The 14,519-nt window shown below is 60.8% G+C and carries 12 protein-coding genes and 3 pseudogenes; 2 read left to right on the forward strand and 13 right to left on the reverse strand.

Translation table 11 applies throughout. From position 1 onward, the window contains the following. Both JMY24_RS34990 and JMY24_RS34995 read right to left on the reverse strand, forming a co-directional pair. Positions 1–365: IS6 family transposase (locus tag JMY24_RS34990; protein ID WP_201703811.1), on the reverse strand; the 365-nt coding region annotated here is incomplete at its 3' end. 219 nt (positions 366–584) lie between these two features. After that, a pseudogene (locus JMY24_RS34995) lies at positions 585–884 on the reverse strand (IS6 family transposase); the annotation flags it as partial. 23 nt (positions 885–907) lie between these two features. On the opposite strand from JMY24_RS34995, the gene JMY24_RS35000 reads away from it, so the two are divergent. Then, entirely contained in the window at positions 908–1,264 is a 357-nt protein-coding gene (locus tag JMY24_RS35000; RefSeq protein ID WP_236597679.1) for an SDR family NAD(P)-dependent oxidoreductase, read from the forward strand. Between the two features lie 507 nt (positions 1,265–1,771). Continuing rightward, a pseudogene (locus JMY24_RS35005) lies at positions 1,772–2,449 on the forward strand (glutathione S-transferase family protein); the annotation flags it as partial. Between the two features lie 528 nt (positions 2,450–2,977). Here the strand turns inward: JMY24_RS35005 and JMY24_RS35010 are convergent. From JMY24_RS35010 to JMY24_RS35060, 11 genes and pseudogenes are all read right to left on the reverse strand, one after another. Then, positions 2,978–3,993: pseudogene (locus JMY24_RS35010) on the reverse strand (IS110 family RNA-guided transposase). Positions 3,994–4,238: 245 nt separating this feature from the next. Beyond that, positions 4,239–6,425 (reverse strand): methylmalonyl-CoA mutase, encoded by a 2,187-nt coding sequence (gene scpA / locus JMY24_RS35015; protein ID WP_128595490.1) that lies wholly within the window; start codon positions 6,423–6,425, stop codon positions 4,239–4,241. Continuing rightward, the gene (locus tag JMY24_RS35020) at positions 6,422–7,255 is read right to left on the reverse strand and encodes a Pnap_2097 family protein (RefSeq protein WP_128595496.1); all 834 of its coding nucleotides are present in this window, start codon (positions 7,253–7,255) and stop codon (positions 6,422–6,424) included. Before JMY24_RS35020 ends, scpA begins: the two co-directional genes overlap by 4 nt. 4 nt (positions 7,256–7,259) lie before the next feature. Further along, positions 7,260–8,564: an MSMEG_0569 family flavin-dependent oxidoreductase gene (locus tag JMY24_RS35025; RefSeq protein ID WP_128595491.1), complete on the reverse strand. Its 1,305-nt coding sequence runs from the start codon at positions 8,562–8,564 to the stop codon at positions 7,260–7,262. 62 nt (positions 8,565–8,626) lie between these two features. After that, positions 8,627–8,911: an MSMEG_0570 family nitrogen starvation response protein gene (locus tag JMY24_RS35030; RefSeq protein ID WP_018420677.1), complete on the reverse strand. Its 285-nt coding sequence runs from the start codon at positions 8,909–8,911 to the stop codon at positions 8,627–8,629. Beyond that, entirely contained in the window at positions 8,911–10,119 is a 1,209-nt protein-coding gene (locus JMY24_RS35035) for an MSMEG_0565 family glycosyltransferase (RefSeq protein ID WP_201703813.1), read from the reverse strand. Before JMY24_RS35035 ends, JMY24_RS35030 begins: the two co-directional genes overlap by 1 nt. Further along, complete coding sequence (locus JMY24_RS35040) at positions 10,116–11,141, reverse strand: sll0787 family AIR synthase-like protein (protein WP_413231297.1); 1,026 nt, start codon at positions 11,139–11,141, stop codon at positions 10,116–10,118. Before JMY24_RS35040 ends, JMY24_RS35035 begins: the two co-directional genes overlap by 4 nt. Beyond that, complete coding sequence (locus JMY24_RS35045) at positions 11,138–11,698, reverse strand: MSMEG_0567/Sll0786 family nitrogen starvation N-acetyltransferase (protein WP_201703815.1); 561 nt, start codon at positions 11,696–11,698, stop codon at positions 11,138–11,140. Before JMY24_RS35045 ends, JMY24_RS35040 begins: the two co-directional genes overlap by 4 nt. A 3-nt stretch (positions 11,699–11,701) precedes the next feature. Further along, positions 11,702–12,772, reverse strand: coding sequence for an MSMEG_0568 family radical SAM protein (locus JMY24_RS35050; protein ID WP_128595498.1), 1,071 nt, complete (start codon positions 12,770–12,772; stop codon positions 11,702–11,704). Then, positions 12,765–13,787, reverse strand: coding sequence for a Nit6803 family nitrilase (locus JMY24_RS35055; protein WP_128595493.1), 1,023 nt, complete (start codon positions 13,785–13,787; stop codon positions 12,765–12,767). Before JMY24_RS35055 ends, JMY24_RS35050 begins: the two co-directional genes overlap by 8 nt. A 23-nt stretch (positions 13,788–13,810) precedes the next feature. Further along, positions 13,811–14,293 carry an MSMEG_0572/Sll0783 family nitrogen starvation response protein gene (locus JMY24_RS35060; RefSeq protein ID WP_128595494.1) on the reverse strand — a complete coding sequence of 161 codons (483 nt, stop codon included), beginning with the start codon at positions 14,291–14,293 and terminating at the stop codon, positions 13,811–13,813. Positions 14,294–14,519: the final 226 nt, after the last annotated feature.

Here is a 14,519-nt window from a genome sequence, read left to right on the forward strand (position 1 = left end):
TTGAAGAAACGTTTGGCTGCAGCCTTGTCACGCCGCTTCTGCAACAGGATCTCGAGTTCGGCACCATGCTCATCGACGGCCCGCCACAGCAGGTATGGCTCACCGCGCAGCGTCACGAACATCTCATCGAGATGCCAGGTGCTGCCCGGTTTGCGGCGCGCAGCCTTGACGCGATGCGCCAAGCCCACGCCGAACTTGTCGCACCATCGGCGGATCGTCTCGTAGCTCACCACCACGCCGCGTTCGAACAGCAATTCCTCGATATCGCGCAGGCTCAGTTGGAAGCGGAAATACCAACGCACCGCGCAGCTGATGACTGCGGCGGGAAAGCGGTGACCGTGATAGAGCGAGTTCGTCTTTTTCATCGCGACATCTTACGCGACCGCCACGGTAACGTGACAACGCCCCGATGGCGCATCGCGTCATGAAATGTCACGTCATTTCCATCTGCACTCCTGATGATAATGCAGGCCTCGACATCTCAATACCCATCAGTTTCCGCAACCATTCACCCAGTTTCGCGTGTTTGCGGATGTCGCTCACTAACCATCGGCTTACACAGGACTAAAACGCGCAACCAGTTGCTTGACGTAGGTCTCATCGACGCGCCAGCTCTTGCCCACAGGCCGTTTGCCTTTGCGGAATGCTTTTTCAAGCCCCGGCAGCAGCTTGATAACCCACCGGTGCACGCTCGAATGATCCACCTCGATACCCCGCTCGGCCATCATTTCCTCGAGGTTACGTAGGCTCAGTGAGTACGCCACGTACCACCGCACGCACAGCAGGATCACGTCCAACGGGTAGTGCAGCCGCTTCAGTACCTTGCCAATGCCAGTGGGCAGCGTCTTGCGCGGCGTTTTCGTCTTTGCCATGATGCTTATCATGCGTTGCGGTCGACGGATTTTACTTGACCGCGTTAATGCGACAAAACCCAGCGCTTCGTCCATCGTCACGTACCCAGTCTTACGCGGCGATCAAGGCAGCGGTCGTGCACTATACGGCTTCCCATGCGTTGACACTCGCGCCGGATCGGATTCGTGTCAACTCGGTTGCGCCAGGCTCGATCGAATTTCCCGGCGGCTCGTGGGAACAGCGCAAGAAATCCGATCCCAAGCTGTATGAGGGGATATTGCGTTCGGTTCCGTTCGGCAGGCTGGGGACGCCAGGTGAGGTCGCCAGCGCGGTGCTGTTTCTCGCCAGTTCGCACGCGGGCTGGATCACCGGCCAGACCTTGGTGGTCGATGACGGGCAGGTATTGACGTAACCGCAAATACGCAGACTGGGACGGCCACGGGTTCGCCGCGAAACGCAGCACTCCTGCTGCGAGCAGCACAAGCAGCGGAACCCGTGTTTGCAGTTCCATCGTGCAGCTCGATTGCAAAGCAGACAAGCACCGACTCCGAAACCATGCGCTGTGTTGCACCTGGTTGCGTGCTCAACTCTGCACGGTAAATCACCTGCTGCCTGCAGCAGTGGACTGCACCCGACTCTCATCTGCCAACCGCGACACTCCAAAGCAGACGTTAGCACAAGAACAGGTTCCACTTGGTACGCCGACTTATGACGAGCTCGCTTTCGCCGGTTGAGTAAATGCCAGTTTGCAGGTTGGCCACTTACAGGGCGTGGATCCCAGCAGAATCCAGGTGCATCAGCGTGCGTTCCAAGGCGGGACGTTACCTACGTAAGTATGAGTCGGGTCCCTGCGAAAAGAAGCTCGCAACCCTATAATCATCAGCCGTCCCACTGTTCACAGGCTACCTCATGATCAAGTTTTTACTACCAACCTGCGCCCAACCCCGCCAAGGTTGCATTGTTCCTGGAAGAGAGCGGACTACCGTATGAACTGGTGCCTGTCGACATCCGTAAGGGCGAGCAGCACGCCCCGGCCTTCACGGCGATCAACCCGAACGCGAAGACGCCCGCACTGGTCGATGGCGATGCGACCGTCTTCGACAGTAACGCCATTCTGCTCTACCTAGCCGAAAAGACGGGTCGGTTTCTACCGGTGAACACCCCCGAGGCGCGGTCGAAAATGTACTCGTGGCTAATGTTCGTAGCCACCGGCATTGGTCCTTACTCGGGCCAGGCGGTGCATTTCAAACACTATGCGCCGGAGCCTTTGGACTACGCGGTCAACCGCTACGACTTCGAGGCGTGGCGCCACTGGAGCATCATCGATGCGCAGTTGGCCCAGCATCGCTACATGCTCGGAGACGAATACACTCTGGTGGACATGGCCGTGTGGGGGTGGGCGCGGGCCGTGCCCTTCGTTCTGGGGGCGGATGCGTGGGAAAAGCTGCCGCATGTCAAGGGTGTGCTCGACGAAATCAACACTCGACCAGCGGCGCAGCGCGCCGAAGCGCTCAAGGCGCGTCATGCGTTTAAGGCCGAAATGGACGACGAGGCACGCAAGTCGATGTTTCCCCAGAACGCACGCATTGGCGCCTGAGCCTACTGGAACTCACGCGATCGTCGACAATGCGGCCACGCGCTGCGCGTTTTAGCGCCGGTAGCCTGGTGGCTGCCGACTTATTGCGACACCCATTAGCCGACCGAAGTCAAGGCACAAATTTACTCACCGCCCGATTGCAGTGGCGATGGTATTTTTTCACCACTGCAATCGGGCGGAATTCTTTCTGTAACCTGCCATGCTGTCTGCCGATCGTAGTCGCATCCGTTTTCTCCAAACTGGTTGCGAACCGGATTGCATCAGACACCCATCGAGATCAAGCATGCCGTGATGTAACTAACGGCTGCCCTGGCGGCCATTGCCGCCCCAGAGAAACGTTGGTGCCAGACGAGGTCCAATGGGTTTCGCAGAACCGTGGCTGTTGCTTGCGCAACGCCAGTCAATGGCGGCTCATCGCCTGGGCGACCCGGTCATCCGCAAACAGTCGGTGGGGCAAAGGGAAGACCCAATCAAAACCATGGCTTTCCACCAGTCGCAATACTGGGCTCGTTCCCCTTGCACCACCTTTTAGCCAAAGCAGCGGGTTACCTCAAATGACTTGTGCTCCCGAAGCATGTGATAGCAGGCGCGCGCCAGTTTGTGCGCCAGCGCCTTGATCGCCACAATCCCGTTTCGCGCGCGTTTCTTGCGCTCGTAAAAGCGCCTGGCTTCCGGGCACGAGCGCATCGCGAAGTTGGCCGCCTCGACAAACGCCCACGCCAGATATTTGTGGCCGTTCTTCGTATTGCCTTCGCCTTTCTTCCTGCTGTTGCTTTCACGCCGGCTGTCTACGCAGCGGCAGTACGAACTGAAATTGCCAACCTTGGTGAATCGGGAGATGGTCCCGGTTTCCAGCATGATCGTGGTTGCGAGAACCGGGCCAATGCCCGGCACCGTGTTCAGCAACGCGTAATCCGGGCACAGTTTCACCCGCTCCATGAGTCGCTTTTCGATGATCCCGATTTCCTCCTGCAAGGTTTGCATGACCGCGAGATTGGCTTGCATCGCGAGCGTCACGTCAGATGCAAAACCGAATCCATTCACCTGCATCTCATCCAGGCGCTTAACCCGCTCACCTTGCATCTGCCCACCAGTATGGCGTGAGAACAGATTCTCAATCGCGAGGATCTGGGCCGTACGACACTGCACCAGTTGGATCCGCTTGCGAGAGAGGTCACGCACCGGATGTTCTTCTGCTGGATAAATGTAGCCTTCAGGCAATAGTCCCAGACGCAGCAGTTGTGCGAGATGGGCGGCATCGGTGAAGTCACCACTGTATTTCAGTCCCTCGTACTGCCTGATTGCCGCGGGGTTGGCCAGATGCACCCGGTAGCCATCGTTCATCAACTGATCCACTAGCCAGTACAGTTATACGTTGCTTCGATGACCACGCCCACCAGATCTTCGCGGTGCGGCGCCAGCGCCGCCCGGATCTGCACCGGATCGTTCGGCAACCGTCGCTGGTAGACAACCCGGTCAGCGTCATCGCTGACGACGACCACACTGTTGTTCGAGTGCAGGTCGATTCCACTAAACTTGTCCATGCCGGCCTCCTGTGCGTCACGTCGGTGTTCGCACCCTGACTGTACGCCGGCCGTTCGATTCGAACGGAGGGAGGTCGGCTATATGATTATCAAAACCGGCATTATTCCAGGCTCAGATTCCAGCACTTCCGCTTATCGCCCTGTCCGAATTCCTGGCGCCACCTCTGTCAGGGGCGACTGCAAGTATCTGTACCGCGCGGTGAACAAGACCGGCAAGACCATCGCGAAACGGCTGCCACGCAGCGTCACTCCGAGAAGCTCATCAGCGGCGATGGTGAATGCGAAGCGGTGACCATCGACGGAAGCGGCGCGACGCCATTGCGCGCATCGGGCACCGCCGCATTTATCTCTCGGGCCGTCCTTTCACGAACGCGATGCTTCGCGCTCAAGTCACACAAAATACGAACAATCGTTTCTATAGGTGTTCCGGGACCAAAAATCGCCGCTACCCCGTGGTCGAATAGCTGCCGATGGTGGGCGTGCGCCACGATGCCACCGACTACGACGGGAATGCCAAGTCCCCTTGAGGCAAGTTCGGTGAGTAGTTGCGGCACGACCGTCAGGTGCGCCCCCGCCATCGTCGATATGCCCAGAATTTCGCATTCGCATTGCACCGTCCGCTCGACGATCTCCGAGACTGATTCAAACAATTGCCCTTCCCTCACGTCGAAACCGGCATCCGACAACCCGCCCGCTACGATCTTCATGCCGCGATCATGACCGTCCTGACCGATCTTCGCGATCAGAATGCGCGGGCGTTTGCGCAACTCCCCGGTCAGCGCCTGCACATCGCTACACGCGCGAGCCCACTGCGGATCATTGCGTCTCTCGTTGCCATAGTGCCCTGTGCTATTCGTGCGCGGTGGCATGTAACGCGGCCATACCGCTTCGAGCGCGCGCGTGCATTCGCCGACGGTCGCGCGCAAGCGAATACATTCGACCGTCGCCGCCAGCAGATTCCCTTGCCCGTTGCGTGCCGTCTGGGCGAGCCTCGCAAGACTTGCAGCCACGTCCCGATCATTCCTCTGGCCACGCACCGCCTGGATCCGAAGTGCTTGCAGCTGACGCACGTGCCGGTTATCGACCTCGAGACACTCGGGTGCGACGTCCGACGATTCATCGCGAAAGCAATTTTCTCCGACAATCCGCGTGCCGCCCGAATCGATCCGCGCCTGCGTTTTCGCCGCGCAAGCGCGGATCCGCTGCTGTACCCAGCCGGAATGAATCGCCGCGAGCACACCGCCGTGCGCGTCCATTTCGGCCATCGCGGCCTCCGTTTTCGCAACGATATCCGCAGTCAGCGACTCCATCATGTATGAGCCGGCCCACGGATCCACGACATCGCACAAGCCCATCTCGTGTTGCAGGATCAATTGGGTGTCGCGCGCCAGCCGCGACGACGCCGCCGACGGCAGCGCGAGCGCCTCGTCATACGCGTTGGTGTGCAAGGATTGCGTACCGCCGAATACCGCCGCCATCGCCTCGACCGCCGTGCGGACGATGTTGTTTTGCGGGCGATGCGCGCTGAGCGACCATCCCGAAGTCTGACAATGCATCCGCAGCGCTAGCGCTTTTGTCGAACGCGCGCCCAACCCGCTTGCAATGCGTGACCAGACGATGCGCGCCGCCCGCAGCTTCGCAACCTCCACGAAGAAATCCGTGCCGACACCGAAAAAGAAACTGAGTTGAGCACACACGTCGTCTGGTGTGCGACCGCGTCGGGATAGCGTCGTCACATATTCGCGCGCATTGGCGAATGTCAGCGCCAGTTCGAGAACGGGATCCGCACCGGCTTCCTGGAAGTGATAGCCGGACACCGATAACGCATTGAAACGCGGCATCCGTGCAGCGAGATAATCGGCGACGTCGGCAACGATCCGCATCGAAGGTTCGGGCGCATGAATCCACGTGTTGCGGACCATGTACTCCTTCAAGATGTCGTTCTGGATCGTACCGCTAAGTGCGTCGGCACTGACACCGCTCTCCTGCGCCGCGACGATGAACGCGGCAAGCACCGGAAGCACGGCGCCATTCATGGTCATCGACACCGACACGCGATCGAGCGGAATGCCTGCGAACAGCCGCGCCACGTCTTCGACGGTGTCGATTGCAACGCCCGCCATACCGACATCGGCAAGCGCCTCTGCATCGGTCGAATCGTAGCCGCGTTGAGTCGGCAGATCGAACGCAACCGACAGGCCTTGCGCGCCGTCCTGCAACGCTGCACGAAACGCCAGATTCGAATCCGCGGCGTCCGCATAGCCCGTGTATTGACGAATCGTCCACGGCTTGTGCGTGTACATCGACGGGTAAGGTCCGCGCACAAACGGCGCATTGCCGGGCAAGCTATCGAGGTGGTCTATACCCGAGAGATCGGCGGAGCTGTAAAGCTGCCTGAGCGGCACGGTACGTGGCTTCTCCTGTGGGCTCATCCTCTCCTCCAACGCTTCTTCGTCAAGACATCCGCAATCTTTTGACCGTCGCTCAGACGCTTCACTTCGCACCGGTGAGCCAGGTCATCGGAATCGACCGAACCTTCAACGAAAGTCACTTCAAGCGCATCGCCGACATTGATATTGCCGTGATAGAACACGTCGCGACTGACCGTAACGGGCGGTTTGGGAAAGCGATACCTCTGCCACTCGGCGCGATCGACAAACGAAGCGAAGCTAGCGAAATAGAGAAAGTCCGCACCATTGAAATCGTTATTGGGGCAAGGCAAAAACTCGACCGCCTCGGGAAGCTTCAAAGTGGTCATCCTCGCACTCGTCTCGCAACGGCCTCCACCTTTACGAAAGCGCTTGCCCGCCTCGGTCATCTCAAGCGCTTCTTCTGGCACAGACATGATGTCACCTGCCAGTTCCTTGAATGCCGCGCGTACCACGGAGCGGTTGTTGCCCGCTTCGGTGCGATTGACGAAGGTCGACATCATCGACAGCGTCGCCACGGTTTGCTGCGCATCGACGATCCGGTGCCGGCTGAAGTGACGCACGGGACCGACGCGACATAGTTCTGTGTCAATGCTGAAGTCATCGTTTTCGTCGATACCGTCAAGCGATTGCGCACGCAAGCTGAGCGCGGTAAACGCGGCATAGGATCGAACTCCATCGTCGGCGATGAACTCAGGCACCGCGCGGCCCGTGTCCAGTGCTAACGCTTCCCAATGAAGGTGTCCGCACTCCTTTAGCAGCCAGCTTTCCGACAAGCCGGTCAGGCTCAATTGCGGCATACCGGCGCGGTATCTTGCTGAGGACTGCTGCATCGGCTTATGCTGCGAGCGCTGCCGCGCTCGCTGAGCCGACTGCCACCCCGCGGGCAGCACAGATCGCATCAACAATATGTTGCGCATCGCGAGAGATGCCCGAGAAGCGCCCGGAACCCCACGTATGCAGCCACGGCAGGCCAACAAAATAAAGCCCAGGCAGGGCAGTGATGCCACGCGAATGCGCCGGATAGCCGCGTCCGTTGAACACGGGCGCGTCGAGCCACGCAAAGTCCGGCGTAAAGCCAATACACCAGATCACCGACGTGATGCCGCTCGCCGCGAGATCGAGCGTCGTGCGTTCGCTGCGCGGTCGCCATACAGGTTCGTAACGCGTGCCGGCGGGCGCGTCGATGCCATTCCTTTCGATGTAGCCGTCGATGCTCGCGTTGATGCGGTTATACGTATCGTCCGCGTCGTCGAGATTCGCGCCAAGGTTCGGTGTAAAGCGCAACTGCCCGTCGCGCAAATCTTCGAGACGGCCGTACAGTTCCATGCCCTCGGCGGCGAACTTCCGCAGATCGATATCACGTCCGCCGTCACGACCGGTTACGTAGTGATTGGTGTTGTCACGCACGCCTTCGCGTAATGGATGCTGCTCAACGGGCATATCGTAGTAACGCATATCCGCGAGCCAGTCCACCACATCGCGCCCGCGATAGAAACGCGCGCAGCGGGGCGCCTCACCCACCGCGAGCACCACTTTCTTTCCGGCGAGATGCAGGTCTTCCGCGATCTGCGCCCCCGATTGTCCCGAGCCGACGACCAGCACCGCTCCCTCCGGCAACGCCTGCGGGTTGCAGTATTCGGACGACTGAAGCTGCACGATGCCAGCGGGCAGACGCTCTGCCATGCGCGGCACGATCGGTGTGTGATAGCCGCCCGACGCGACCACCACATGATCCGCCGTGAACGCACCCGCCGACGTATTCACCGCATAGCGGCCATCGATTCCACGCGTCACGCGTTGCACGACCGTGTGTTCGAGCACGGGGGCATCGAGCTTCGCAACGAACCTGTCAAGGTACGCGATGATCTCGTCCTTCTTCATGAAGCCGTGCGGATCGTCGCCTTCATACGGATGCCCCGGCAACTCGCATTGCCAGTTCGGCGTGACGAGACAGAATGCATCCCAGCGCTGGTTGCGCCACGTATGCGTGACGGTGTTCTTTTCGAACACCAGATGATCGATACCGGCTTGCTTCAGGTAATAGCTAATCGACAATCCTGCCTGACCGCCGCCGATCACCAGCACGCTGTAATGGCCGCCTCCGGAGATTCGTTGCTGCGGGATTGCTGGGCTTGACATGACTTGCTCCTCCAGGAAAATGTCGATGATTGATTGAGCGGTTGAGCGAGCGGGACGCAACGTCAGCCGAGCGCGAGCACGGTCACCGTGGCATCCGGCTGCGCAGCGAAGCGCGCGGCGTGCGCTTCGATTTGTGCGAGCTGATCCATTGCGGAAGAACAGGCGAAGCCGAATTTCTCGCGTACCCGTTCCGAGCCGATATGGAGCGCTTCGCGCGAGCGCCGCACAAAATCGTCGACGGGGTAGCGCGTGCCCGGCGTGAAAAAGTCGCTGACGACGGTCGACGGCGAATAGCAGTTCGCTTCGGTGCCGTCGGGCCATTGAATGCGGAAGTGCATGACTGGCATCACAGGTCCTCAGTGGTGTTGCACGGCTGGTTCGCAAGCCAGTGCTGATAGATGTCGAGATGACGGCGCGCGCTCGTCAGCCAGCTGAACCGGCCAAGCAATGCGGGCACCGCATCGACGAAATCGGTTGCGTTATTTGGTCGATCCAGCGCATCGCGCAACGCGCACGCAATCGATGCGGCGTCGTCCGGATCGGCCCAATGGCACAGCGTGTCGTTGAGGTATTCGGTGAACGGCGCGATGCGTGAGACGACTACCGGCCTGCCCGATGCCAACGCTTCCAGCACAACGAGGCCGAACCCTTCGCGCAGCGACACCATCGCGACCGCGTCGGCGCAACGCAATAGCGCGGGAATGAGCGCATCGTCGATCGGCCCTGAGACGAGAACCGGTTCGCCCTCACCGACCGCGAGACCCAGCGACGCCGCCCGCGAAAAAAATTCACGCGCGTACGCGTTGTGATCGAGCAAACTCGCGCCGCCCGCGATCACGAGTTGCGCAATGGGGTGCGTCGCACGCACTTGTGCAAATGCATCGAGCAGCATCCTCGTGTTCTTGCGCGCTTCGATACCGCCGAGCGCGAGCACGACCGGCGCGCCGACGAGCCCGAGCTTCACGCGCAATGCGGGCCCTTCGCCAGGCATCGCTGCGGTCGCGCTAAAGCGCTGTACATCCACGCCGTTTGGCACCGTTAGAGCGTCGACGTGATAGACGTCGCGCATCTGACGGGTCCACGTGTCGCTCACGCAAAGCACGGTGTCCGCATCGCGCCACGCTCGCGTTTGCCACTGCGCGAGCTTCGGGTCCGTGAAGTGGTCGAGATGATGGACCGTGCGCACGAAGCCGCGAATCGCGCCTTCTTCCTTCAGTTCGGCCAGTGCGTTGCCGCTGATGCTGTCCTGCGCGTGCAGCACTTCAAATGCGTCTGCATCGTGCTCGCGATGCGATCGCATGAAGGCGCGTTTCAACGCTTGAATCCGCGCACCGACCATGTCGACGGTATTCGTTTCCGGTTCAGTCACCGGCGCGAGCACGACATTGCATGGAGATTCACGAAACATCACGTCGCCGTCGGCGGCCGGCGCGAAGATCGTCACGTGATGACCGTGCATATGGAGCGCCTGTGCGAGTTCAAGCGTATGCACAACGCCGCCGCGCGGATTGACCGAATGCGTGAACAGCGCGATACGCAACGACGCGCCGTTCATGATGCGAGATCTCTGGCCAGGGCCGGGACTGCGGTGCCGGCGCCGATGAATGCGCCATCGCGGAAGTCCCACAACAACGCGGACTCATCCCGCTGCTGGAGCACGACTTCGTGCGACACATCGACGATGCCGATTTGCATGCAAGCGAGCGAACGGGCGGCAAAGCGCGCGACCACCTGCTCGACATGCGCCTCGCGTACCGACAGCAGGAATCCGTAGCTCGGAAACGCGCTGAGCCAGCGCTCGAAATCGACGCCGTCCGGACGCGGAATCGCATCGAGGTCGATGCGCGCGCCGACCTTCGAGCATTCCAGCAACATCAGCGCCGTGCCGAGCGTACCCGCCATGCTGATGTCTTTGGCTGCATCGCACAGACCGTCTTCCGCGAGTGACGGCAGCAGTTCCAGGTCAGCGCGCAAGCGTTCGGCAGGCGAGCCGACCGACGCATTCCAGAAAGGATGCGGATCTTCGAAACGCCCACGCAGATCGACCGCCATCAACAGACGATCGCCGGGACGGGCATGAAAGCTCGACAACAAAGCCTGCGCACGGCCAACGATAGACACCGCGAGTTGCGACGTCGCGCTGCGCGTATTCGTATGTCCGCCAACCACCGGCACGCGATACACGACCGATGCCGCCGCCATGCCCGCCAGTACCTGATCGGCCGAATCAATGCCGTCGCTCCACAACGCGTCGACGACTGCGAGCGGACGGCCGCCCATCGCGTAGATATCGCTGACGTTGACCATCACGCTGCTGTAGCCCGCAAACCATGGCATCGTCGCAACGAAGTCCGTGACCATGCCTTCGATTGCAAAGAGCAGGTAGCCGTCGCCATCGCGAATCGCCGCGCAATCGTCGCCGACGCCCACCGCCTGCGCGAGGTCGTCGGTGCCGCGCGGCAGGCGGCTCGCCAGTGACGCGACCACGCCCGCGATATCCGTCTTGTGCTGAAAGCCACGGCTTGCGTGCAATCGTTCGACGAGGCGCTGCACATCAATCGCGTTCGCACCGCTCATGACGCTCTCCGATACGGCAACACGAAACCGCTCTCGGGCGTCGCGCACGGCGGATACGCGTCGAGTTGCGCCTGCATCAGATGATGCGAACGTCCGAACAACGTCTCTTCCTGGATCGTGTCCCAGCGCAACCGCTTGAACAGCGGCACGTTCTGGCTCTGCACGTGCGCAAAAAAACTCTCGCATCCGAGTGCATGCGCACTGCTCACTGCCAGCCGGATCAGTGAGGAGCCGATCTTGCCGTACGAGCGGAACGCCGCATGGACGGCCAACCGCGAACCGACCCACACGCCAGGCTCGCTCTCGTGAATGCGCACGGTGCCCACCACCTGTTCCGGCATGCCGGCGACACAACTCAGCGCGACGAGCAGATGCGCATGCGTGTCGATCTCGTCGCGATCGTCGGCGACAAAAATGCCCTGCTCGACGCAAAACACCGCACGGCGCAACTTGTACGCTTCGGCAGCTTCCCACGGGAGCGTCGTCCACTTGATGCGAAACTCGCTCGGCGTATAGGCGGCGTCGAGCGTCAAGGTATCGGTTGCGTCGCAGAACATGAATCACTCCTCGTACGAAGACAGCGACGAACACGCACCGCACTTGCCGCAACCGGCTTTGATATCCGCTGAGCGCATCCCAGCCTCGGCGAGCATCACGCCGATCGGCGCGAGCACCGAACGCATGAACTCTGGCGTCGGCGCCGGGTGATCTTCGAGCGGCGTACCGCTGATTGGCACGAAGGGCACGACAAACGGATATACGCCAAGGTTGATCAGTTCGCGCGCCATCGCGACGATCGCGTCGGCCGTATCGCCGAGACCCGCGAGTATGTACGTGCTGACCTGGCCGCGTCCGAACACGGCCACCGCCGCCTCGAACGCTTCCATATAACGCGACAGCGGCACGCTCGCCTTGCCGGGCATCACACGCTCGCGCACTTCGGGCGTGACCACTTCGAGATGCATCCCAAGCGTATCGATGCCGCTCGCTTTCATGCGTTCGAACCAGCGGTCGTCATCGGGTGGCTCGCACTGCGCCTGGATCGGCAGATCGACAGCCGCCTTGATCGCGAATGCACTGTCGCACAGAATTTGCGCGCCGCGATCGGAAGTCGCAGGCGTGCCGGTCGTCAGTACCATATGCTTGACGCCATCGAGCAGGACCGCGGCACGCGCGACTTCCCCGAGTTGCTCGGGCGTCTTGCGCGCAATCGTGCGACCCGCCGCGAGCGACTGCCCTATTGCGCAGAACTTGCATGTTTTGCGACGGCTTTCGTAACGGATGCAGGTTTGCAGCACCGTAGTCGCGAGCACATCCTTGCTATGCAGCGTGGCGATATGCGAATACGGCACACCGTCGAATGTCTGCAACGCGTAGAAGCGCGGTGGCTTCGGGAAGCTGATATTCGCAATCGGGATCGTGCCGCGCATCAGCGTGCTGGTGCCGCTGAGATCCGGTTGCGCCGCAACGAACGGCGAATTCCACGCGGTGCTGGTATGCACGGGCACCATGATCGTCACGCCGTCGACAGTGACCGCCTTGTGGTCCGACGGACCGGCGCCGCCGCGCCGGCTCGCAGCGCCCGCATGCGGATCGACGAGACGCAGTCCCGTCGACTGCAATTCAGTCATCAATTGCCGGCTCGCTGCCGACACATTCTCGCGTGCGCTCATGGAAGGCTCCTGTAGTGGCGTGGAAGGCGTCGTCGGCCGGGGCCATCGACGTGACGGGCAATGCGGGCGAATCATTGATCGCAAGACGCAGCAGTTCGGGCCGCGCATAGTGACCGACCGAATCCATCATGCGTTTGCGTTTTGTGATCAGCGACATGTCGAGATCGGCGATCACCATGCCCTCGCCTTCGCGCCACGGCTCGCAGAGATGCTGGCCTTCCGGCGACACGATGGCAGTCATGCAGCCGCCGCGCAGCGCCTTTTGCAGCTTGGGATCGCTCGTCACGGAGTCGATCTGTGCATCGGTCAGCCAGCCAGTCGAGTTGACGACGAAGCAGCCCGATTCCAGCGCGTGATGGCGGATCGTTACTTCAATCTGCTCGGCGAAAATCGGCCCGACCAGCGAGCCGGGGAATTGCGCGCAATGAATCTCTTCGTGCTGGGTCATCAGTGCATAACGGGCAAGCGGATTGTAGTGTTCCCAGCACGCAAGCGCGCCGACCCGTGCAATGGCCGTTTGCGCGACCTTGAGGTCGGCCGCGTCGCCCTGCCCCCAGATCATGCGTTCATGAAACGTGGGCGTGATCTTTCGGCGCTTCAGCACGAGCCGCCCATCCACGTCGAAGATCAGTTGCGTGTTGTACAGGCTGCCGTGATCGCGCTCGTTGACGCCGAGCACCACCACCATCCCGTGCATTCGCGCACGCTCCGCGACCGCATGCGTGACCGGCCCTGGCACGACGACCGCTTCGTCGTAGAGCCGCATATGATCCGCACCCGACGCAACCGGTGGCCGCACGAAAGAAAAGTACGGGTAGTACGGCACGAACGTCTCGGGAAAGACGATCAGCTGCACGCCTGTGCCGGCAGCTTCGTCGATCGCCGCGCAGACCTTGTCGAGCGTGCCGGCAGCACGTTCGAGGTCCGGCGCGATCTGAACGGCAGCGGCGCGAATGACGCGTTTATCGGACATGATGATGGGCTTCCCTGACTCGGTCAGACGGTCCAGGTGTGGATGACCAGCGCGTTCTCCTTGCGATGGAGTAGCTGGATGTCGAGCACGTCGAGCGGACTGATTGGACGGATGCCTTCGATCAGCGACGCTTCGCCGTGGCCGTACAGCGCCTGCAGCGCGAAGCGGCATGCATAGACCTTGCCGCCTTCCTCCATGAACTTGATCAACTGCTTGTTGAAGTTCAGGTGACCCGGAAACGCTTCGTCGCCGAGCGTCGGGAAACCGCGTTGCAAACCCAGCGTGACGCCCGGGCCATACAGCAGCACCGACGTATCGAAGCCTTTGCGCTTGAGGCGCGTGGCCTGAAGCAGATTCACAAAGCCGATCGAACCTTCGAACGCGACCGTATGGAAGGTCACAAGCGCTTTCTCGCCCGGCTCGGCCTTGACGTCCTCGAAGACTTTCTCCTCGTAGTCGACCAGATAATCGCCGTTCTTATGAAGGGGTTGATTGACTGCTGGCATGGCACTCTCCGGTTTATCGCGTCAGTTGAAAATGATTTCCGATCAATGGGTGTATCGGCGATGGCATTAACGCAACGGCTATGCCAATCAGCGGCCCGAAAAATGCAATCATCTTCCGATCAATCAAACGGAAATTATCAGAGACGCCCCAAAAAAAATTTCGGACAGCGGTCTGGCAGGCGCTTCAGTCAACCACGAGAGTTTGGTAACGCGTTGATCGGGCACG

This window comes from Paraburkholderia kirstenboschensis (genome assembly GCF_904848585.1).
Taxonomy (GTDB): Bacteria; Pseudomonadota; Gammaproteobacteria; order Burkholderiales; family Burkholderiaceae; genus Paraburkholderia; species Paraburkholderia kirstenboschensis.